Source organism: Trueperella sp. LYQ143, assembly GCF_046599595.1.
Classification (GTDB): Bacteria; Actinomycetota; Actinomycetes; order Actinomycetales; family Actinomycetaceae; genus Trueperella.
On the sequence record NZ_JBKIWR010000018.1, the window covers coordinates 20,943 to 41,034 of the forward strand.

Here is a 20,092-nt window from a genome sequence, read left to right on the forward strand (position 1 = left end):
CTACCTACCCGGGAGGAGCGGGGATATTTTTTTAAAAATTTTTCTCGCACCAATCGCGCGATGTTTTTGGCACTATCCACGCAATAGGTTTCGGTCCAAGGATAACATCTTTTGTGCCCCTGCGTGAGTTACATCCCCGGTGGGCTGGACGTAGGAGTCCGCGTATTTTTCCGCCTCGTGCGATGGGATGAACGTGATCGGCTGTGAATGATCTGGCTGATCGCCAGTTGGCGGTGAAGTCTATGGGTTGTCCGCAGATCCAGCAGGGCTGGTTTTCGCGTTGTGCTTTGCGTCGTAAGGCGTTCGATAGGTCAGCATATAAGCGGCTAGGTGGACGTTTGCGGCTTGCCATATCTCCTCCTTAGCAGGGGCTGGGTCATGTTTGTGCGGGCGGGGTTTGAATGTGGTGGGTGTGGTTGTGGTTTGTGTGCTGGGTGTTCGTGGTTTTGTTTAGTGTTTGGATCATTGTTGTGTTGTGTTCGCGTGTGTCTGCTGTTGTGCTTGCGTGTTTATATCAGGGGTGAGGTTAGGGGTAGGCGTGGTGGTTTGCGGTAGGGGTTTTATCGGGTGCGGGTGCGATTTGAGCGGGGCGGGTGTGTTTTACTGCATAGGGGTTTTATGGTTGTTTTACGCCAAATAGTTAGACATTTACCGTCTTTTATGTTCAGAATGCGGGTATGACGAAGGAAGGAGGTGAAAGATGTTAGGTGAGATTGCATTGCTGGTGACAGCAATTGCAGCAGTAGTCGAAGCCACGATCAAAGTCCTCGACTACCGCCGCAACAAGCGGGATAAATAATATTCCCAGCCAGATCCCCGCCTTCGGGCGGGGAAACCTGGTCGGCTTCAATCTAACCTAACATCAAGAAAATAATCAAGTACTCACAGCGATTATGTAGTGCTAATCACATGCGATCTCTCCCTGTTCTAGGCGGAATAGCTAGACATTTACCGCCGTTCATGTGTAGAATATAGATATGACGATGAAAGGAGGTGAAAAGATGGGCGAGTTTGGAAGTCTCATTGGAGGCTTAGCCGCGGTGGCAACGTTAGTATTCGAAATCTGGCGCTACCACCGCGACCAAAAGAGGGATAGATAGGCCCTCGCGCCACCTTCCCGCCTTCGGGCGGGAAGGTCTGGCACTTCCAAAGTTAGCCTAATACAGAGAAACAAATCAAGCACTCGCACTGGTTGTGTAGCATAAATCGCATAGTATCTGCCTTTATTTTACACCGAACAGCTAGACATTTACCGCCGTTTGTGTGTAGAATAGAGTTACAACGAAGAAAGGAGGTGAAAAGATGTTAGGTGAAATCGGAGCCCTGATCTCAGGGATCGCCGCAGTGGTAACGCTAGCCTTCGAAATCTGGCGCTACCACCGCGACCAAAAGGGTGATAGATAAAATCTCCCAACCAGATCCCCGCCTTCGGGCGGGGAAACCTGGTTAGCTCCAATCTAACCTAACGAGATCGCTATGCACAAGTACGCAACATATCTCATTATTTACGGCGGATTTATCATCAGTCTGCTGCCCCTACCTGGATGGTTCAAGCTCGCATTCGGCCTTAGCGCCTGTGCCTACGCAACCTATCTATGGGTCAGCGAACTACGCCGATACAAGAAGCACAAGAATAACTAAATAAATGACCGTTTCCCCGCCGCTTTGGCGGGGATTCGGCTATTTTTGATCGGACAGATTGACTGTTAACATGTCTCACTTGTACCGCTTATATGGTGCGAATCACATGCAATTTACCCATGTTCTACACTGAACAGCTAGACAAGTCCCGCCGTTCATGTGTAGAATGTAGGTATGACAACGAAAGGAGGTGAAAAGATGATCGGACAGATTGGAGCCCTCGTCGGAGGGCTAGCCGCAGCGGCAAACCTGCTCCTCCAAGTATGGATTTACCGCCGCGAGCAAAAGCGAGATAAGTAATTATCTCAACCAGATCCCCGCCTTCGGGCGGGGAAACCTGGTTATCTCCAATCTAACCGACATGAAGACTATGCGCAACTACGCAACATACATCATCGTTTTCGGCATGTTCCTACTACAGGTATTACACGCCCCCGATTGGCTCATGTTCGGATTCGGACTAGCCGCCTGTATCTACGTGACATATCTATGGGTTAGCGAACTACGCCGACACAAAAAGAACACACAACACCACCCCTAAGGAGGCCAATCATGGCACGCAAAGAACCATTAAAGTTCCTTTCCCTATCCGAAGCCGCTATCTATCTCGGACTATCCCCTAACACGTTCCGGTCCTACTCACACAAGAAAATGCTTCCAGAACCCGATGCATTCATCGGTGACGTGCGTGGATGGAGCGAGGAAACCCTAGATATTTGGCAGGCGAACCGACCACGAGCCAACAAGTAAAAAGGCTCACAATAAGCCTGTGGCGGGGTGTGCGTTGATCGGACGCTACCCCGCCACAGGCTTATGAAAGGAACCCCCTGAGGTGACCACGCTCAAGGATTTGACACCATGCGAGAAACCCGCCAGTTAGAGGCTTCTTCTATGGAAAAAGGGCGCACGAAACGCCCACAAGCGTAACGGTATCAGAATTGATGTCAGTATGCAACTATTCGACACACCATTTTGGCAGATCATTAGGATTAGTTTATGAGCACTGTTTACGTCACCGCTCGCCCCTGGCACGGCGGATGGGAATTAGAACTTAATGAGGATAACTGCACCCAGGTAACCAATCTTGATCACGCCCGCCAACAAGTCATTGACTACCTCGATTCTATCGACCCTGCCACAGATCACAGCCAATGGACTATTAAAATCTCCCACCACACCACCTAACAGCCCCAATAAGCCACCTATACGCCCCACAGACGAAGTTTCACACCGCTTCCGCTACCCCCATACCAGAAACACCACTAACAGGCTCACAGGAGCATTAGCGGGCTTTTATCACATCCGCCAGCCACACCCGCCCATCCGACCGCGTCCTCACCGTGCCCCGCGCAATCCGATTACGCAACGCCGCACGACTCACACCCGCAACCGCACACGCCTGACCACGAGACACCCACACCCGCGCACCAGCCAACCGCCACACCACCGCCACCCGCACCTGCTCGGCAGTCCCGTAATAATCACAACCCCGACACACAAGACCACCATTCGCGTGATACTCCAACCGCTCCGAAAGACAAATCGGACACGTATGAGCCGACACCACCGGCTCCAACACCGCCCGCCACGCCCGATAGATCCGATCCAAATCCTCCACCATCCGCCCATAATCAGGAAACGTCTTACGAGCCACATCCAGACGGCTAACAATCCACCCAGCCGCACGACCATCCCCAAACCTCCAACCCAACGCCAACGCATACGCCCGAATAAGCCCCAACTGCTCCGCCAAGCGCTCGCGGCTCATCACGCTACATTCCACGGGTGAAACGCTCTGCCGTGCTACCGCGGCAGGCTGGCTAACACTCTGGCTAGCAGTTTTCATGACCATTTCTGGCTCCCATTCGTCGAGTCTGGCGCAGACGAGTTCAAACGGGGTCGTGTTGTCCATTATTGGGCCTCCTTTACTGGTCGTGGTTGGGCATGAAGCCGATGGTGCGCGGGGTTGGATCAGTCTCAGCGAGGACCGTATCGGTGTAGGTATCTCCTGGGACGGGCGGGCTATCAAAATCCGGTTCGGGTTTGGGGTGTCCGAGGCTGAGCGTGACGGTCAAGCGTATATTCCACATGTGTATGTCCCTCCGCTGCTCACAAGTGGGTTTTCACTGCGTCAATCAACGCGCACTGGGTGAGATCCTTGCGCTTGAGGGCTGCCAGGATTTGTTCGTCAATCGTCCCAGCAGCTACCAGGTGGGTGATGGTGACGGGCTGGGTTTGTCCTTGCCGGTATAGGCGGGCGTTGGTCTGCTGATAAAGCTCAAGGGACCATGGGAGGGAAAACCAGATGAGAATATGCCCACCAGCCTGGAGGTTCAGGCCGTGCCCCGCAGAAGCTGGGTGGATCAGACCGAGCGGGATACGCCCCGCGTTCCACTCCTCAATGTCTTTCGCCGTCGAGATACACCTTGCGTGGAATCGGTGGCTGATCCGGTCTAGGTCGTGCTTGAACCAGTAGGCGACAAGAACGGGGTGACCGTTCGCGGCTTCGATCAGATCTTCGAGGGCGGCGAGCTTCGCACTATGGATTTCGAGGTATTCGCGTGAGGGCCGGCTTGGATTGTCGAGGTAGAGGGCTCCGGAGGCAAGCTGGGTGAGTTTGCCGGCAAGCACGGCAGCGTTAGCCGCGTCGATTGTTTCACCCTCGATCGTGGCGATCAGGTTCTTTTTGAGTTCGTTATAGAGGCGGGTTTGTTTGTCGGTGAGATAGACAGCCTGGCTGGTGGTGGTCAGGGCTGGCAGATCAAGGTGGTCGGCGGCGCGCATGGAGATCGTCATATCGGAAATCGCCTCATAGATCTGTTGTTCCGCATCGGGTTTGAGTTCGTAGCGGGTGAATGTCATGTTGCCGTACCTGTGGGCGGTGAAGTATTTAGCACGGTAGTGGCTGATGTGTTTGCCGAGGCGCTGGCCTTGGTCGAGGATTCGGTATTGGGCGAATAGGTCCATCATCCCGTTGGGGCTGGGTGTGCCGGTCAGTCCGATAATCCGGGTGATGTACGGGCGGGCGCGTAGCAGGGCGCGGACTCGTTTGGAGGCATGGTTTTTGAAGCTGGAGAGTTCGTCGATGATGACGGTGTCGAACGGCCAGTGCCGGCCGGTCTGTGCGTAGTGGTCGATGAGCCAGGGGATGTTTTCACGGTTGATAATCACTAGCTGACTGTCGGCGGTGAGGGCTTGGAGGCGTTGGGTTGGGCTGCCGGTGGCGAGGGTGTAGGTCAAATGCTGGGTGTGGTCCCATTTCGCAATTTCGCTCGGCCAGGTGGTATTCGCAACCCGTAGGGGCGCGATGATGAGGGCCCGCTGAGTTTGTTTAGTGGCGATGAGGTGGGTGAGGGCGGTGAGGGTGATGACGGTTTTGCCTAGCCCCATGTCGAGGAAGATCGCGGCCTGTGGGTGGGTGAGGATGTGGCGGGTAGCGGCGGTCTGGTAGTCGTGGGGCGTGTAGACAGTCATTGTTGTTCCTCAAGTGTTGTGACGAGTTGTGTGATGTGTTCGGGCTGGTCGATGAGGTAGACGGGATAGCCGAGGGTGTTGAGCTGGTGGTGTCGGTGGGTTTGGATGGGGGTGGTTTTTTTGCCGCTGGTTTTGATTTCAGCGAAGACAACCCGCCCGCTGGGGGTGAGGATGATCCGGTCGGGTACGCCGACTAGGCCGGGGCTGACGAATTTCCAGCACAGCCAGCCGTGGGTGTGGCAGGCGGTAGCGAGGAGTTTTTCGAGGGTTTTTTCTGAGTGTTTTCTGGCCATGCCTGATCCCGTTTTCGTGGCTGGTTTTTGTTGAGTCAGTACACAGTACAGAAATTTTTTACTTAGTTCCCCTATACGTATATACGTATATATATTTTCTCGTATAGCGTGTATGTATATATTTTCTGTACTTCTGTACTGTAAAGTAATAAAAGTATTGTGTTTACTGGGAAAAGTGCCAGTACAGATTGCCTTAAAATTCTGTACTTTATTTGTACTAATCGGCTTATCTGTACTGTAAAAACGCCCGTTAGTTTTACTTTCAATATATTTAGTTTTATTTTCAACACGCTTAGTACGGTTTTTTAGTACAGAAAATACAGATTTTTGATGCGGCAAAGTACATTTCTGTGCTCCGTTTTTCTTACCCATCGAGGGCCTCCTCCAGCTCGTTCGACTCCACTTGCAAACCGACGTAGTAACGCACACTGTTCGACACACAGCTTTCAATCCCGCGCCGTTTTAACCGCCGCCCGAAACTGGCCTTGCTTATCGCGTCATACCCGTTGCGGGTACACCACCGCTCATAGACGCTGTAGACGCGGGATACCGGCACTTGAAACAGATCCCGATTCTCAGCATGGATAGTGCATTTTTCGTCGATGAACATCTGTACGTTGTCTTGCTCGACCTCATAGGTTTTCGTGGCGACCCTGACCGCCGCTGGTTCTTCCATGCCGTGCTGGAAATAGTCCCACGCGCCATCAATCAGCCAATACAAAATCCCTGGAGCTTCCTTGAGGAGTTTTTCTTCCAAATGCGGGTCGCGCTGATCTTCAGGAACCACATTGTTAAATGGGACTTTCTTGACGCGCCGCCAAAACGCGCTGCCGCCTGTTGCCACCTCAGGCTCGTAGTTGGAGATCATGACAATGGTGTGGGTGGGTGTGAAAGTGAAGAAGTCTTGTCGCATGAACCTGGCGGAGATCAGATCCGAGCCAGTTAATAGTTTGACTCTGGCTTCGGCGAAGTGCTGTCCTTCTTCGGTTTCGGATGTGACGGCGAGGCGGACGCCTGAGAGGGCGGCGATGTCGGCGGGGTGCCGGTTTTCTGCTCCTTTGGTGAACATAGTGGATTGAACGGTGGTGGAATAGCCGTCTGTTCCTGTTCCGAGAATGTGCTGAATAGTGTTAAGCAGGGTTGATTTACCGTTAGCTCCAGCTCCGTTGAAGAACGCAAAGATTTGTTCTTTGACTTTCCCGATTAACGCCATGCCGAGGAATCGCTGGACATAGGTGACCAGTTCAGGATTTCCGGCAAATGTTTGAGCAAGGAATGCCTCCCACTGTGTGATGGGTACGGTGGAGTCGGGTGTGACGGTGGTGGAGCGTAGGCAGAGGATGTTGGGGTCTGGTGGGGCGAGTTGGCCGGTTTTCAGGTCGATAGTGCCGCCGGGGGTGTTAAGGATGTAGGGGTCGGCGTCGAAATGTGTGAGTGGCGTGTAGATTCCGGGCATGGTGGATGCGAGGGCGACGGTGGCGTCTATTCCGGTTTTGGATAGGGAGCGGCGGCGGTGTGCCTGGTCTGGTTTGTCATCTTGTGGGAGGTTGCGGGCGAGGGTTCGGGCGGCTTCGATGGCGGTGGCGTTTTTGTGGTCGCGTTTCCATTGTGTTCCGGTCCAGTACACCCATGAGCTGGTTTCGGGGATGTAGCGTAGTTGGTTGCGGTAGGTGTCGGCGAAGCGGATGGCGTTGCCGTCATCGGTGCGGGTGTACGTATCAGGCTCGTCTATTGTTAGGGCGGGCATGCCGCTAGGCGTGTTACCTGCTGGTTGACTGGCGGTGGCGTGTTGGTTGATCCAAGTATCCAGGCCGGTGGTGTCGCGGGGGTGTTCGCCGGGTTTTCCGTACCCGTCACGGGCTAGGGTTTTAGCGGCCGCATGCACATCCCCGCCGTGATTTAACTGTGCGTATGCGCCGAATTTCGTATACGGGATGTCATTGTTAAACACGGTTGAGGTACTGAATACGTAGAGTCTGTCCCTGTCGGTGGCGTGGCCGGTGGTGGCTGATGTGCCCTCGGTTTTCCCTGGCCGGCACCAATAGGTTGTGGTGCCGCGAATAAATGCTTTTGTCCAGCCGTGTGGGGTGAGGATGTCTTCCCAGCTAGTTTTATTCTCGTAGTCATCTCCTGGTCGGACGCCGCCAATCATGGGGCTGGTAGAACAGGCAGGCATGTTTGGGCTGGGTTCGGCAGGCTGGTGGAGGGTGCGCAGCAGGTCAGTAAACGTTTCGTATTCGTCAAAGGTGACGTGTGCGGCCTGGTCGATCGTGCCGGTGATTGCCTGCCACGGTTTACCAGAAGCATGGAAACGCCCAGAGGTTGGCGCGATGACAGAGTATCCGCCTTCCCCGCGGGTTTCCGCCACCACTTTCCGTTTCCCGTCGATTACGGCTTGGGCGAGTTTCGTGTTCCCTGGTAGCTCCTGGCCGTCTTCCAGGTCAACATGCACATACCAGTGATAGCCGCCGGAAGGGGACTGCTCGAACGCGCCGCCTGTGATTTTGTCCCATAGGGGGCCGAGTCCGCTGTCGCGGGCGATTGCTTCCAGTTCGGTCAACCGATCAGCCCCGGCGGCTTCCAGTTCGACCATGACCAGGTTGTTTGATACTTTTCCGCATACGACGGCAAGCCCGTAAGTATCGCTTTGGAACCATTGCGTGATTTGTTGGAGGCTGGCTGGCTGGTGTTGGTATTGTTTCCAGGGGAAAGCGGGGCGTTTGTCGCCTTTTGTTGGTGTGTGGGGCAGGATGGGGATGACACTGATTCCCTGCCGTGCAGCCTGTAGGGCAACGTCTAGGACGTGTGTGGCGGTCGCGGTAATAGCGAGTGTTGTCATTAGTCCCTCTCCTTGGTGATCGCAATATTGTTTTATTGACGTGTGTTTTGTGCTTCATCTAGGGCTTGCACCTAGCTGTGTCCCTGACGGTATGAAGCCACCCGCATATATGCGCGGGTTAGGGGTTAGTTGGTGATGTTGTCGCGGATTGTTTGGATCGCGCTTGGTTGCATGCCGGTGGTTTTAGCAATGCTCGCGTTGTCTAGGCCGGCGCGGATTAACGCGGGAATGTCATAGCCCTGTCCTGCCGGGGCTACCGGCTCGGTTGGTGTGGGGGTTTCGTCGAGTCCGGCACTGTCCAGATTCGCGCGCACGTCGATCCGGTATTCGAATTCTTTTGCTGGTTGCAGGCGGGGATTCTTCTCGCTGGGTACTTCGCGGACGAATGTGGCGGTGAACATGTTGCCGGGTGCTAGCGCGGTGTTTGCGTCTGTGCCGCACCGGCGTAACGCGGTTTTTAACGCGGTTTTTTGTGATCCCCATAGTTTGATCCACACTGCTATCCGGTTCTGCCCGCCGGTATCGAGCTCGATACGGATTTGTTTTTTGGGTTCGCCACTGTTCCAATAGTCTGGTTTCCCGGACTCGTAGTCGATGGCTTGGCGGATGTCTGCTGCGATGATCCGGCCGGTGTAAGTGTCGCCGATGTGGTCAAATTTTGCGCTGGGAACACTGTCGGCTAGTTCGGCGTTGAAATCGAATTCGCTCATTTTATTTTTCTCTCTTTCTCTTACTTGTTTTTATGGCGTTAGCAACGTGTTGAGGTTGGTTGGATAGTCGGGGTATCGGGGGCAGTCGTAACAGTTAGCGTCTCTGGGTAGGTTGGTGATCCATGTGTCGCGTGCGGCGGTTCCGGCGTGTTTTTCGATCATGGTCAGGCTGGTATAGATACTGTTTGCTCGCTCTAGAGCCGCATGGGCGATGTTTTCGTCGTATTCGGCGGTCCACCAGTATCCGTCGTTGAGGGTCATCCGGTTCCTGGGCATGAAGTAGACGGCGACGTGTGAGGTGGGGTATCCGGCCATGTTCCAGCCGCGTGCATACAGGTGTGCTTGGACTTGGTAGCGCATAGAGGGCTGGCCGGTGGCTTTCACCTTGCGTAGTGTCGTATCCCCCACGATCTTCCAATCGACTGTCATCCCACAGGTGCCAGGGCCGCGCATGTGTGTCCGATACAGGTCGGTAGAGCCGGTGATGGGCTGGCCGCCGATTTTGCCGACGGTGACTTTCTGTTCGGTGAAGAATTCGGGTGTGTCCACGCCGTCTTCTTGTGGCGGGTTGGCGTGGTTGTGGGCTTGGAAGATTCGTTCGAGTTTTTCGTGTACGGCGGTGCCGATGAATGGTAGCCAGGGGGTGTCGTGGCCGTGTTTGGTCCAGCCGGCGAGGCGTGCGGCGAGGCAGTGGTCGCATTCCATGCCGATTTCGGATGGTCCGATCATGGTTTGTAGGGATCGTGGCTGGTTGGCGATGGCGTGTTCGATGATGGAGGTGATGTAGCCGTGGCTGGCTTTCCCGTCATCGGGGTGTGGTTCGGCTCCTGGCGTGTGGGGTATCCGGTAGATTCGCGTGTTCAGGCTCATCGCAGGCTCACTACGGGCTTGTCGGAGGGTTTCAGATATGTGTCGAGGTCGGCCGGTGAGAGGTGTTTGCGGACGTCACTGGTGGAGATTTGAGGCTTGTACAGGTAGGGGTAGCTGGTGACGGGGTAGTCTTTAGCGATCTTGGTGGTGTCAAGGCGGCGTGGGTGGGTGACGGTGATTTTGACGTCTCCGACTTTCCCGCCGGCGGGCAGGAGGGCTGCGAGGGTGTTTTTGTGTTCGGTGATCTCGTTGTTGATCGTGTTTGCCATGTCGGTGAGGTGGAGGATCCGTTGGACGTGGTAGGCGGGATCATTGTCTTGCGGGGCAGCCAGGATGGTGGTGGTTGTCGTGTTCATTGTGTTTCCTTACGTGGTTGTGTTGAGGGAGTTTTTCGGATTTATAAGAAGTGATGGGAGTTGGGGTTGTCTTTTGTGTGGATCGGGTGCTGTAGGTTCTCTATGGCGTGTTCCTCGCAGCTGGTTCTTGCCCGGCAGAACGTACACCATAGGCCTGTTTTGCGGCGTCCCTCGCCACGCCAGGCTTGATCGCCTGCAGGTCTGACCGTGTTTTTCGCCCAGTCGAGGAGCTCGTCTAGGTTGATGTGCATGGACGAGACGTGGTCGCGGCGCGGCCGGAAAATGTGACCGTATATCTTTTCGATGGAGTACAGGTTGCGTACCATCTGATAGGCGCCTAACGCGTAGAGCTTGAGATAGGAATGATTGCCTGCTTCTGCCTGGGTGTTTTTGTCGTATGTGAAGTCGAAAACGTGTAGGGCGTTATCTGTGATGGCGATAGCGTCAACGGTTGCGAATCCGCCGGCGACCCACTGGTCGAAACGCACCCGGGTTTCGACCCATAGTTGAGAACCCTGCGGGATGTGTGAGGCAATAAAGCTCACGTATGCGTCGGTGTGGCGTTCCATCTCGGCGGCGTATTCGTCGGGGATGACGGGTTTTCTTTTGGGTTCTAGGTGGAAGAAGCAGCGTAGTTTGTGTTCTGCGAGGGCGTGGGCGATGGTGTCCTCGACTGTTGTAGCTCCGGTCGTGTCGGGATGGTTTTGTTCGGCAAGCGCGGATGGTGGACAGTTGATCCACCTGTCAGCGTTTGACCCGCCAAGGAGTGAGTGTCTAGTTCGCACAGGGATAGTCCTTTGCCTATACCGATAGGGAGTTTTTCGGGTTTATAAGAAGTGATGGGAGGGTTGATGGCGGCCATTTACTCGGACCAACCGCACGGATGAGGACGTTTTCTAGATCCACACCGTTCAGGGCTCGGATAAAGAGTGGGGTTTTTTTCTTGTGGGTCTGGTTCGGGTTGGGGTTCGGTGTCCCATTGGATGAGGAAATGGTTTGGCCGGTGGACGATTTGGGGCGGGCAGGCGAGTTGGCGGCGGTTCTCAGCCAGGTCACGCACAATACACAGGAGGTGATTAGCGAGTTTCATTTGCGGGCTGTGCGCGTAGCTTTTCCCTGCCGTGGCGTTCACTGTGGTGGTGAAGATCCGCCTGGCGGGGATCGTCCTGCTGCTGGTCGTAGTCGTAGCGGATGAGCTGGTAGATGGCATAGGTGATTCCGATCGTGTAGACGGTGAGGGCGGTTAGAGGTTTAGGTAGGTCGATGAGCGCCCAGCAGGCCGCGACGAGAGCCACGGTCGCTCGAAACTGGTAGCGGTATTTGCTCGGTCGATGACGGTTTGGCCGGTGTCGATGTGACGGTTGATGAAGGCTTGTAGGCTTTCGGGGGTGATGAGCCTGCGGCCGCCGATTTTCACTGTTTCGAGCTGGTCGGACCATGCGTACCTGTAGATCGTGTTCGGGGTGGTTTTCAGGATTTTGGCTGCTTCTTTGATGGTTAACAGCGGTTCGATGGTCATGGGGTTTCCTTGCGGTGCGTAAATAGTAGGTGTTGGTTTTCGTGGTCATGGGGTTGTCCTGTGTTTAGTTCCAGGCGGGGTCAAGTGGTTCGGGTGTGTGCTCTTCAAAAAGTTCAGAGAGCTTGTCGTGGGCTTCTTCCCAGGCGTTCAGTTCGTGTTTGGCTTTCACAGAGCCACGTGTCCGGCGGTCCTGGGCAACATCACGAGTGGTCTCGATCTTGTAATCCAGCCAGTCCATGTATTCGACGAGAATCCGTCCGTATTCACTGTCCATAAAAAGATCCTTCAATAAAGCGTTTTGTCTTCTGTCGTATCACCCATTAGACAACACTGGCAAAAAAAGAGCTTCTATTGGCACGTCTAAAACCTTGCAGATTCCACGCGCAAGCTGAACCTTAGTGTACTTTTGCCGTCCAACAACAAGGTGACAAATCAAGCCGCGGCTACATCCAATGCGAAAAGCTAGATCAGCATACGAGTAGTCCTTGTACTCAAGTAGTTGCTTGAGTCGCACGGGGCTGACAAGTCTAACCATCATCGGAGAAGACCTTAGACATTTCTTTTGGTTAACGGGCATGTAACCAATATACAAACATGTATAGTTGGTGTCAAGCCCTTATTAATGACTGCTGGTATTTCCGCGAAATCACAACGTTGTAACGCCTATACACTGTGTATAGTTACACCCTAGACAACACGTATGTATATCTGGAAAGTTTTTCGTCATGAGTAACATGCCTGAGCCTTGGGGGACATGGGCGGAAAAGGCGGGACTGAAAAGTTACCGCGACATAGGCAATAAGGTCGGTCTTAATCACAACACAGTTCGCCTTACTTTTCTCGGAAAAACAAAGACTCCAACTGCCGAGACTATTGCTGGGTTGGCTAAAGCATTGCGTCGGTCGGAGGAGGAGATCACTCACGCACTCGGCATGGAATCCCGATCCGTGCGCTCATACACCCCACCACCCGAAGCACAACTACTAGATATTCGTGAACGTAATCTTGTTGACGAGCTGATCCGCGTACTGGTTCGTAAACGGGAAACCACTGCCGAGTCTGGGTCGGTACGGCTTACCCCCGTACCCCAAACCGAGCCGGAGTCTAGTGAGGAATTATCTGACCAGTTGCTTCTCGAATCGTTGCCAACCACTACGTTAGAGTTTGACCCGGAGCGTCATGCGGCGTTCATGGGTGATCCTGGCGATGACACCTGGGAAAGCTGCTAGAATGTTAGATGGTAGCAGCGGGTGAAATAGACCGCAGGGCACCACGTCGGAAAACAGTAGGCGTTTTCTCCTGTCATTGTTTTCTTGTATGCCCCGGATGGGGCGTCTGATGGGTTACGGTCATCGCGAGGATCACGCCCCGACCCTACCTGTAGGGTTGTTGTCGCAGGTACGTTTGGGACCTGCGCCACGTTAGACACGTGGAGAAACAAGTGACGTAGAGTTACAGCTCTACGTCATTTGCGTTTTGTGAACCCTACTACCCACACCGAGCGCTTTTCCAGAAGTTTCCTCACCCGCCCGTCTGGTTATTCCATTCCTCACCACTCCTACAGCCGCTCAGATAGGTACACTAGGGGCACCAGAAAACCTAAAACCAGTCCATAGAAACCATACACATCGAAGGGGCACGTGTATGCTGAAAACCTTGCTTGACCAGGCTGCCAGGCTAGGCGTGCAGGTCTGTACAGATCCTCGCCCACGCACTGATAGGGTTTACGGGTTTTACGACCACGACCGGCGCATGATCGTTCTATGCGGGATCGCTGCCCGTGATGTGTGTCTTGCGTGTGCGGTTCTTGCTCACGAGTTGACCCACGCGATTAAAGGTCATGCTGGCAGGCAGGATGAGCATGTGGAGGGCCTGTGTGACAGTCGTGCTGTTAATGTGATAAGTCTTGACGCTTATACGACTGCCGCCCGTTACTATCCTGATAACATGTGGGCGATAGCTAGCGAGCTCGGGCTGCCTCAGCGTCTGATCTGCGCCTACCAGCAGCACCTTGACAGTACCCGTAGGCTGGTAGATCGGCCACGTCTGGAAGCTGTGTGAATCATGAAAACATTGAAACAACCCTACGGGCAGCATTACCCGCAAAATCCCTCTTTTTCCGAGCGTGCTTGTAGCCACGAACCGAGGACGCGATGGCAATGGGAGCATACAGTTAATGAGCACGGAGAACCATTCATGCTCATCGAGCTAGAACAGTTCCTTTCCTATCTTCCTGAGGCGACACGTCTTGAAGTACTTTCCGAGATTGATCTAGCAATCAAGCTCGCTGAGAGCGGGCAGCTTAACTTCTCTGACGGTAGCTATTCTAGCTATCGTCTTGTTAGTAGTGATCCAACGTATAATGCGTCTCATCCCGTTGGCCCTGTGAAGCGTATTGTTTCTACAAAAGCTGTGTTCGAGATAGTTTTTGAGGGGCGTGATTATGAGCGTAAGGGTTCAGATCATTACCGTTTTGTGCGACTGTTTTTCACCGAGCCGCCTTTAGATATGTGTTCTGAGGGATGTGGTTTGCTTTCGCTAATGTTTTCAACAAAGCCGCTGGGTGGGACGGATCTTCAGAATAGCGATGCGCGGGTGGCACAGGATCGTTATGATCGATGGTTTGTGGCATAGTCCCTATATATTTTCTATACTTACACATATAGAGTGTTGTCATATAAAACAACGTGGGAGGTAGTTGGTATGGATCTTATTAAAGCACTCGGGTATGACTCTAACCCGAAAGCTCATCTTGCCCGCAACCTCACCCGCGACCATCACGAGATGGTGAAAGCCCTGGTGAAAATCAGAAAAGACAATGGGCTATCCCTGCGAAAAGTCGCTGAAGATATGGGGACGGACGCTAGCGCAGTTCACCGATTCGAGACAGGACAGACAGACTTTCGTCTATCAACCCTGCGCCGCTACGCTATAGCAATCGGAGCTAACATCCACACCACCGTTACTCCACTAGAAAATACGCCAAACTATACGAGCGTGAAAACAGTATGGGGCGGCACCCCGATTAAATCTATCGGAACACGGTAATAACAATGGCACAGCTTTTTTTCTGCACTCCGTCATTAACGGGTCTCAATGTCAGCCCTACAGAAGAGAATATAGATAACCAGTTCGACTTTCTTCTTCGTATTGGTGACGAGTCCTATACTGATGGGCGTTTAACTAAATTTGTTATCGCCTGTGGGGCAACAAATGTTGTTAACAAGTGGATGTTCGGTGCTGTAGCTCAAATGTGGGTTCACATCACTGATGATAGTGAACCGGGTGAGGGTGAGGAAGTAAGTCAGTGGCTGGCTGACCTCTTCCGTGAAAACGTTAAACAGATCGCGGAAATGCTTTGGGGTTGCTGCCTGCAAGGAATTCGTTCGGTCGCAGGGATGATAGATCTTAGTACGTGTCAACCTCCAGACATGCCTTTAACGGGAATGACAGTATCTTTTGTTGACCTGAGAGATGAAGAGTAAGGGCTTTGCGTGTTTGGCACGGGAGAAGCATAATAGTGTTGCGTAGTCTTTTTGGTCGTTGACGCCCTCACTTATAAGGGGAGCGCCGATGACCAAAAAGGCTTTTATATTGACGTGTGGTAGCCTATCGGTAGGTGCCTAAGCCCCGGCCTCAGGTCGTATAGCCGGCACCCGCTGGGCTAGACCACAGGTCTGTTACTCAGCATGTTTTGAATAGTTTAGCGCCGCCTCTAGGATTCCCTAGGGGCGGTTGCCGTATGTACTGATGGATATGCCTGTTGGTGTGCGGATCGCGACCAGGGTTGAGGTGGTATAAAAACGGCCCCGGCCATTTTGTGCTTGAATCAGAGGCCAGGCCGGGGAACTGTTGTTAACGACTCTATAATTTATTCTATGCCATGTCAATAGTCTTTTTATGAGCGCCATCACAGCTAAGGCTGAGGCGATATAAAACCGGCCCCGGCCATGTTGTGCATGCAGTGCAGAGGCCAGGCCGGGGGTCTGATAGTCCTATGATAGCAGTTTTCGTCATTTTTTGACGGTTTTTGCGGTGGGGGTTGTTGTTTTTGGCGTTCGCACCAGTGGTTTTATTTTTGCGCGTTTTGCTCTTCTTATGGCGTTTTGCACAGGTTTACACATTGACTATAGGCGGAAATGCGCCTATAGTTATTGGTATAAGGAAAGAAAGGAGGTGAAATGATGAACAACCTAGGAGAAATCCTCACCGGGCTAGGAGCAACTATCTCAGGAATAGCCGCCCTGATAACCGCTCTTCGCGCCGGCAAGGACAAAGAGAAGTAACCAAACTTCTCAGCTAGACCCTCACCGTGAGGGTCTAGCCTCCCTAGGATAATATCATAAACACCATGACACCTAAAGAAACACTATTCGCAAGCCTCCTCATCATCCTCCTAGCCGTATGCACCATCACCCAGCTAGACGGAGCACCTCAAATCATGGCAGGCACCGGAATCCTCCTCGCCGCCATCGCCATCCTCATCGCCACCATCAAAGGACACCACAAATGATCCACTACCTATCCACCAGTGAAGCAGCCGAACACCTCGGCATATCCCCCAACACTTTCAACTCCTACCTAGCCAAAGGACTCACACCCGCCCCCGACGCCACCATCGGCAAAACACGAGGCTGGCTACCCGAAACACTCGACACATGGAACGCCAACCGGCCAGGACGAGGAGCACGCACGGACCTGAAAAAACCACAACAAAACTAAAACACCACCACCCCAGCACGCCTCACAAACCAGCTAAATATCCCACGGCTCATCATTCGAAAACAACTGAGAAGGAAACGAAACAAGCTGAACATCAAACTTCAACGACGGCTCAACCCTGCTAGACGCATTATGCAACCGCATAGAAATCTCCCACCCATTATCACACGCCACCAAAATAGTATTAGTTGACTGTTTCCCATCCGGATCCGTCTTAAACCCGACAAAGTAAAACTTTGACGGAGTTTTCAAAACAGGAATCTTCGTGATAGGTCTACCCGATTGCGAAGCCTGGCTCAGCGTCCCAGCAAGATTAATCGCCTCCACACGCGTCACACGCTTAGAATCATTAGTAATAACCTTATAAAAATCATTCCGACCAATAAGATAATGAACCAGCTTAGACGGCACATCACTGTAAACCGTAGATAACCGCACTATTTCCCTAACAAAAGCCTCCAGAACTGGAACATAATACCTTTCAGCCTTATCAGGAATATCCGCCCATAAGGCTTCACGATTATTCTGCTTAGCAGTATCCCTAATCATTTTCAACGCCGAAAACACAGGCCTAATAGTGTCAAAATATGTATCCGAGCACGGATAACCAAACCACTCTTCACCAAAATCCAACGTGCCAGACAGCCGGCTATGCTTCACCGCGTGATGATTATGCTTACACGACAACCCAATCTCCCACAGGTTGCCTTTCCTGATACATAAAACATCCCTCACATCCCCTATCTGCCCTTGTGAATCAGCCTGGACGGTCAATATCAGCGGATCTGAAGCGTTTGAGCAGCTTAGATGCGGCTCATATCTATCAATAACCCTGACAGCAGCCCGCGCCGCACACAAAAGATTATCCTTCGTGTCAGCCGAAAGACTCTCAAAACATTCCTTAACCTTCACAAGTTGCGGCGTAACAGCTATCAGCGCATTCGTCACACTCTCATACCTGTTATATATTTCAATAACGCATGCGTATTCAAAGGCTTTCCCCATTGTTGTCTGAGACGATTTCCCACCCATAACACTTCCCCGCATCCTACAAAACCGCTGTAAGCACCTGCTTCACTTGAGAAGCAACAGCCGCAGCCAGATTACACGGAACAGCATTACCGATCTGCTTATAAACACTCGTTAAATCCCCTGTGAACCGTATATCTTTCGGGAATGTTTGGATAGCGGCAGCTTCTTGCCAGCTAAGACGGCGGGTATATCCCTGCCCGAAAACCCACTTATCTCTATCAACTTTAATCATGTCTGGAGACCCCGGCCAGAGCGTAACCTGTTTAGCCATAGCCGGGATCGTATAGCTCACGCTATCCCAGTCACGCTTCCTATTACGAGACATATACCGGCTACTAAACGGCGCCTGACACACATCACTATCCGCAGGGTCAGGAACATCAGCCAACGCTTCACGGAGAGTAACAATCTTGTCGTGACGGTTCGGATAGTCAAAACTATTCACGCCTAGGTCTTTTCTGAACCCGATAATAATTACCCGTTCGCGATCCTCTGGAACAGAGTAATGTTTAGCGTTAAGTAGCTTGTAATGCACGTCGTATCCGCAGTCAGAGAATTCTTGGACAATCGCATCCATGACCATTCCCTTGCCCATTGTGAGCAGGCCCTTAACATTTTCACCAACAAACATTAAAGGCTTCTTCGCCTTAACAATCCTCACATAATGCTTATAGAGCGTGTTTCTACTGTCATCAAGTTTGCGTGGACCGGAAAGAGAAAAACCCTGGCAGGGGAATCCCCCTAAAATAATGTCTACATCTGGAATGTCACCGGCATCGATTTTGCTAATATCACCGCAGACAACGTCGGCCGTGCTCCATGTTTTGAACGTTTCGCACGCGTCTGTATTAAAATCGTTTGCCCATATTGTTGTGAAACCGGCACGCTCGAATCCGATGTCTAAACCGCCTGCACCGCAGAACAGACTCGCCTGTGTCATGTGTTTCATTCTTCCCTCCTCTGCTTCACTTAATATTACTTCCCCATCCGTGCGCTCAGCTCTGCGTCCCGCGCACGTGCTGAATGCTGATAGATCAGCACAGTATCAACCGTGGAATGTCCCGCACGTGCCATCAGATCCGCCAATGTTGCGCCTGCCTGGCCAAACAACGTCAATCCCGAATGGCGCAGATCATGAAAACGTGCCTTTGGCAGCCCAGCACGCTCACACGCCCTATGCAACGCGTAGCGCAATACCCGATCCGACACAAACTCCTCCCTGTCATAGTTATGCGGAGCAAACAGCAACGCCTCATCACCAGGAGCACAAAACAAATCCAAATGATCTTTAACAATCCGTGCCGCTACTTTTGGCAGGCTCACCATACGGCGCCCTGCCTCGCTTTTTGGCGGGCCAACCACCGTGCGCCCGGACACGTCACGCTTGGTTGTGCGCTCGATCTTGATCCATTTTCCGTCCTCGCTCACATGCTTACGCTGTAGTGCGCCAACCTCGCCAGAGCGCATACATCCCCAGCCTGCTAGCGCGATAGCGGCTCTGAAACGCGGCTCTGCTACTTCAACGAGCGCTAACAAGTCTGTATGGGTGTAGGTGACTTGTTTTTCTGGTGGGCGTTTCATTTTCTTGTATATGCCGTCAGGCATGGTGGGTAGTGTTTCGATGTGGTCGGTACGCTGGGCAGCGCGTAGCAGTGAGCTGAGGGTGCGCAAAGACGCGGAGAATACGGCTTTGGTGCTGGTGGCGCGCAGGTGGTCGGCGAATTCGTTGACTGCTGTGGTGTCGATAGCGTGTAGTGGGGTGTCTGGTCCGAAGAATGGCAGGATGTGGGCGCGCACGTAGGAGCGGTAGGAGCGGTATGTTCCTGGCGAGTAGTCGCTGTTGTTGATTTGTTCAAGCCATTTGTTTGTCCAGTCGTATAGGGTGATTTGTTTTCGTTCTAGGCGTTTAGGGTCTTCCCATGTTCCGTCGAGGATGGTGGCGTGGATTCGGGCGAGGTCGTGGCGTACTTGGCTGACGCGGTCTCGTGTTGGCGTGTAGTAGGTTTTGCCTTTGTGCTTGTAGCGGCCGTGGGGTCGGCGGTCTGGTTTTTGGACGACGTTTCCGAATGTTGATCGCATGTTGGTGTGTCTTTCTGGTGGTCTTTTGGTGTCTGTTTGTGCCTCACTTATTTTTCTTTTGCGGGGCAACTTGCCACGCTTTTTGCCCCTTTTATCGGGTTAGTGTAGTGAGTTCTGATTTAATTCAAATTTTTCTTTTATTAGCTTTTTCTTTTCCCTTTTTTCCTATTTTTCTTCGCGTTTCCTGTCTGCCTATCGTCTTTATCAGCTTTTATCAGCCTTTATTGGACTCTAAAGCTGCCTCACTTTTTCGCTTCGATGACACTTCGACGATACCTCATTTCCACCGCACAACTGGGGTATAAATAGGGTCATTCATGCACCTTTTGTCGGCTTTTTCCGTCAGGCTCGACCTAACACCCTGATTAGCACTTTTTGGCTTGATAGCAACGAAAAACCCCCCTCAGGATTCCCTGAGAGGGGCTCATTCGCGGTGGAGGAGGGAGCAGAACCCTTCCGCATGGTAGAAGGATTTTACGCGTTTTCGCCCCACTTCCACCCCGCTTTTTCGAACACATGTTCGCCCCACTTTGTGCACTTCACCACACTCTGCCCCA

The 20,092-nt window shown here is 52.7% G+C and carries 24 protein-coding genes; 10 read left to right on the forward strand and 14 right to left on the reverse strand.

The window, feature by feature from the left end:
* Positions 1-1,815: 1,815 nt before the first annotated feature.
* The 3 genes from ACLHIL_RS07510 to ACLHIL_RS07520 all read left to right on the forward strand — a co-directional run bounded on the left by ACLHIL_RS07510 (position 1,816) and on the right by ACLHIL_RS07520 (position 2,826).
* Positions 1,816-1,941 carry a hypothetical protein gene (locus ACLHIL_RS07510; protein ID WP_411297341.1) on the forward strand — a complete coding sequence of 42 codons (126 nt, stop codon included), beginning with the start codon at positions 1,816-1,818 and terminating at the stop codon, positions 1,939-1,941.
* 252 nt (positions 1,942-2,193) lie between these two features.
* The gene (locus ACLHIL_RS07515; protein ID WP_411297342.1) at positions 2,194-2,391 is read left to right on the forward strand and encodes a helix-turn-helix transcriptional regulator; all 198 of its coding nucleotides are present in this window, start codon (positions 2,194-2,196) and stop codon (positions 2,389-2,391) included.
* Between the two features lie 246 nt (positions 2,392-2,637).
* Positions 2,638-2,826, forward strand: a complete 189-nt coding sequence (locus ACLHIL_RS07520) for a hypothetical protein (RefSeq protein WP_411297343.1) — start codon at positions 2,638-2,640, stop codon at positions 2,824-2,826.
* 97 nt (positions 2,827-2,923) lie between these two features.
* Here the strand turns inward: ACLHIL_RS07520 and ACLHIL_RS07525 are convergent, their stop codons facing one another.
* From ACLHIL_RS07525 to ACLHIL_RS07565, 9 genes are all read right to left on the reverse strand, one after another.
* A complete protein-coding gene (locus tag ACLHIL_RS07525) occupies positions 2,924-3,553 on the reverse strand; it encodes a hypothetical protein (protein ID WP_411297344.1) in 630 nt (209 codons plus the stop codon).
* A 13-nt stretch (positions 3,554-3,566) separates the two neighbouring features.
* Positions 3,567-3,731 carry a hypothetical protein gene (locus ACLHIL_RS07530; protein ID WP_411297345.1) on the reverse strand — a complete coding sequence of 55 codons (165 nt, stop codon included), beginning with the start codon at positions 3,729-3,731 and terminating at the stop codon, positions 3,567-3,569.
* A gap of 19 nt (positions 3,732-3,750) precedes the next feature.
* Positions 3,751-5,115, reverse strand: a complete 1,365-nt coding sequence (locus tag ACLHIL_RS07535; RefSeq protein ID WP_411297346.1) for a DEAD/DEAH box helicase — start codon at positions 5,113-5,115, stop codon at positions 3,751-3,753.
* Complete coding sequence (locus ACLHIL_RS07540; RefSeq protein WP_411297347.1) at positions 5,112-5,780, reverse strand: VRR-NUC domain-containing protein; 669 nt, start codon at positions 5,778-5,780, stop codon at positions 5,112-5,114. The genes ACLHIL_RS07535 and ACLHIL_RS07540 overlap by 4 nt, the downstream gene beginning before the upstream one ends.
* On the reverse strand, positions 5,773-8,247 hold the full coding sequence (locus ACLHIL_RS07545) for a phage/plasmid primase, P4 family (RefSeq protein ID WP_411297348.1): 2,475 nt from the start codon (positions 8,245-8,247) through the stop codon (positions 5,773-5,775). Before ACLHIL_RS07545 ends, ACLHIL_RS07540 begins: the two co-directional genes overlap by 8 nt.
* 125 nt (positions 8,248-8,372) lie before the next feature.
* Complete coding sequence (locus ACLHIL_RS07550) at positions 8,373-8,957, reverse strand: hypothetical protein (protein WP_411297349.1); 585 nt, start codon at positions 8,955-8,957, stop codon at positions 8,373-8,375.
* Between the two features lie 30 nt (positions 8,958-8,987).
* The gene (locus ACLHIL_RS07555) at positions 8,988-9,827 is read right to left on the reverse strand and encodes a hypothetical protein (protein ID WP_411297350.1); all 840 of its coding nucleotides are present in this window, start codon (positions 9,825-9,827) and stop codon (positions 8,988-8,990) included.
* A complete protein-coding gene (locus ACLHIL_RS07560; protein WP_411297351.1) occupies positions 9,824-10,183 on the reverse strand; it encodes a hypothetical protein in 360 nt (119 codons plus the stop codon). Before ACLHIL_RS07560 ends, ACLHIL_RS07555 begins: the two co-directional genes overlap by 4 nt.
* Positions 10,184-10,224: 41 nt before the next feature.
* Positions 10,225-10,968, reverse strand: a complete 744-nt coding sequence (locus tag ACLHIL_RS07565; RefSeq protein ID WP_411297352.1) for a DUF2800 domain-containing protein — start codon at positions 10,966-10,968, stop codon at positions 10,225-10,227.
* Between the two features lie 206 nt (positions 10,969-11,174).
* On the opposite strand from ACLHIL_RS07565, the gene ACLHIL_RS07570 reads away from it, so the two are divergent.
* Positions 11,175-11,378, forward strand: a complete 204-nt coding sequence (locus ACLHIL_RS07570; RefSeq protein ID WP_411297353.1) for a hypothetical protein — start codon at positions 11,175-11,177, stop codon at positions 11,376-11,378.
* A 48-nt stretch (positions 11,379-11,426) separates the two neighbouring features.
* Here ACLHIL_RS07570 and ACLHIL_RS07575 read toward each other — a convergent pair whose 3' ends face one another.
* Together ACLHIL_RS07575 and ACLHIL_RS07580 are read right to left on the reverse strand one after the other, a co-directional pair.
* The gene (locus ACLHIL_RS07575; protein ID WP_411297354.1) at positions 11,427-11,702 is read right to left on the reverse strand and encodes a helix-turn-helix domain-containing protein; all 276 of its coding nucleotides are present in this window, start codon (positions 11,700-11,702) and stop codon (positions 11,427-11,429) included.
* Positions 11,703-11,766: 64 nt separating this feature from the next.
* Positions 11,767-11,976, reverse strand: coding sequence for a hypothetical protein (locus ACLHIL_RS07580; RefSeq protein ID WP_411297355.1), 210 nt, complete (start codon positions 11,974-11,976; stop codon positions 11,767-11,769).
* Between the two features lie 451 nt (positions 11,977-12,427).
* Between ACLHIL_RS07580 and ACLHIL_RS07585 the strand changes: the two genes are divergently transcribed.
* From ACLHIL_RS07585 to ACLHIL_RS07610, 6 genes are all read left to right on the forward strand, one after another.
* The gene (locus tag ACLHIL_RS07585) at positions 12,428-12,931 is read left to right on the forward strand and encodes a hypothetical protein (RefSeq protein ID WP_411297356.1); all 504 of its coding nucleotides are present in this window, start codon (positions 12,428-12,430) and stop codon (positions 12,929-12,931) included.
* Between the two features lie 415 nt (positions 12,932-13,346).
* Positions 13,347-13,763, forward strand: a complete 417-nt coding sequence (locus tag ACLHIL_RS07590; protein WP_411297357.1) for a DUF6782 family putative metallopeptidase — start codon at positions 13,347-13,349, stop codon at positions 13,761-13,763.
* 3 nt (positions 13,764-13,766) lie between these two features.
* Positions 13,767-14,336, forward strand: a complete 570-nt coding sequence (locus ACLHIL_RS07595) for a hypothetical protein (protein ID WP_411297358.1) — start codon at positions 13,767-13,769, stop codon at positions 14,334-14,336.
* Between the two features lie 69 nt (positions 14,337-14,405).
* Entirely contained in the window at positions 14,406-14,750 is a 345-nt protein-coding gene (locus tag ACLHIL_RS07600) for a helix-turn-helix domain-containing protein (protein WP_411297359.1), read from the forward strand.
* Positions 14,751-14,755: 5 nt separating this feature from the next.
* Positions 14,756-15,187: a hypothetical protein gene (locus ACLHIL_RS07605; protein ID WP_411297360.1), complete on the forward strand. Its 432-nt coding sequence runs from the start codon at positions 14,756-14,758 to the stop codon at positions 15,185-15,187.
* 866 nt (positions 15,188-16,053) lie between these two features.
* A complete protein-coding gene (locus ACLHIL_RS07610; RefSeq protein WP_411297361.1) occupies positions 16,054-16,215 on the forward strand; it encodes a hypothetical protein in 162 nt (53 codons plus the stop codon).
* Between the two features lie 242 nt (positions 16,216-16,457).
* Here the strand turns inward: ACLHIL_RS07610 and ACLHIL_RS07615 are convergent, their stop codons facing one another.
* The 3 genes from ACLHIL_RS07615 to ACLHIL_RS07625 are packed head-to-tail and all read right to left on the reverse strand — an operon-like array spanning position 16,458 to position 19,535.
* Positions 16,458-17,456, reverse strand: a complete 999-nt coding sequence (locus ACLHIL_RS07615; RefSeq protein ID WP_411297362.1) for a HaeIII family restriction endonuclease — start codon at positions 17,454-17,456, stop codon at positions 16,458-16,460.
* Between the two features lie 16 nt (positions 17,457-17,472).
* Positions 17,473-18,405: a DNA cytosine methyltransferase gene (locus tag ACLHIL_RS07620; RefSeq protein ID WP_411297363.1), complete on the reverse strand. Its 933-nt coding sequence runs from the start codon at positions 18,403-18,405 to the stop codon at positions 17,473-17,475.
* A 26-nt stretch (positions 18,406-18,431) separates the two neighbouring features.
* On the reverse strand, positions 18,432-19,535 hold the full coding sequence (locus ACLHIL_RS07625; protein ID WP_411297364.1) for a tyrosine-type recombinase/integrase: 1,104 nt from the start codon (positions 19,533-19,535) through the stop codon (positions 18,432-18,434).
* Positions 19,536-20,092: the final 557 nt, after the last annotated feature.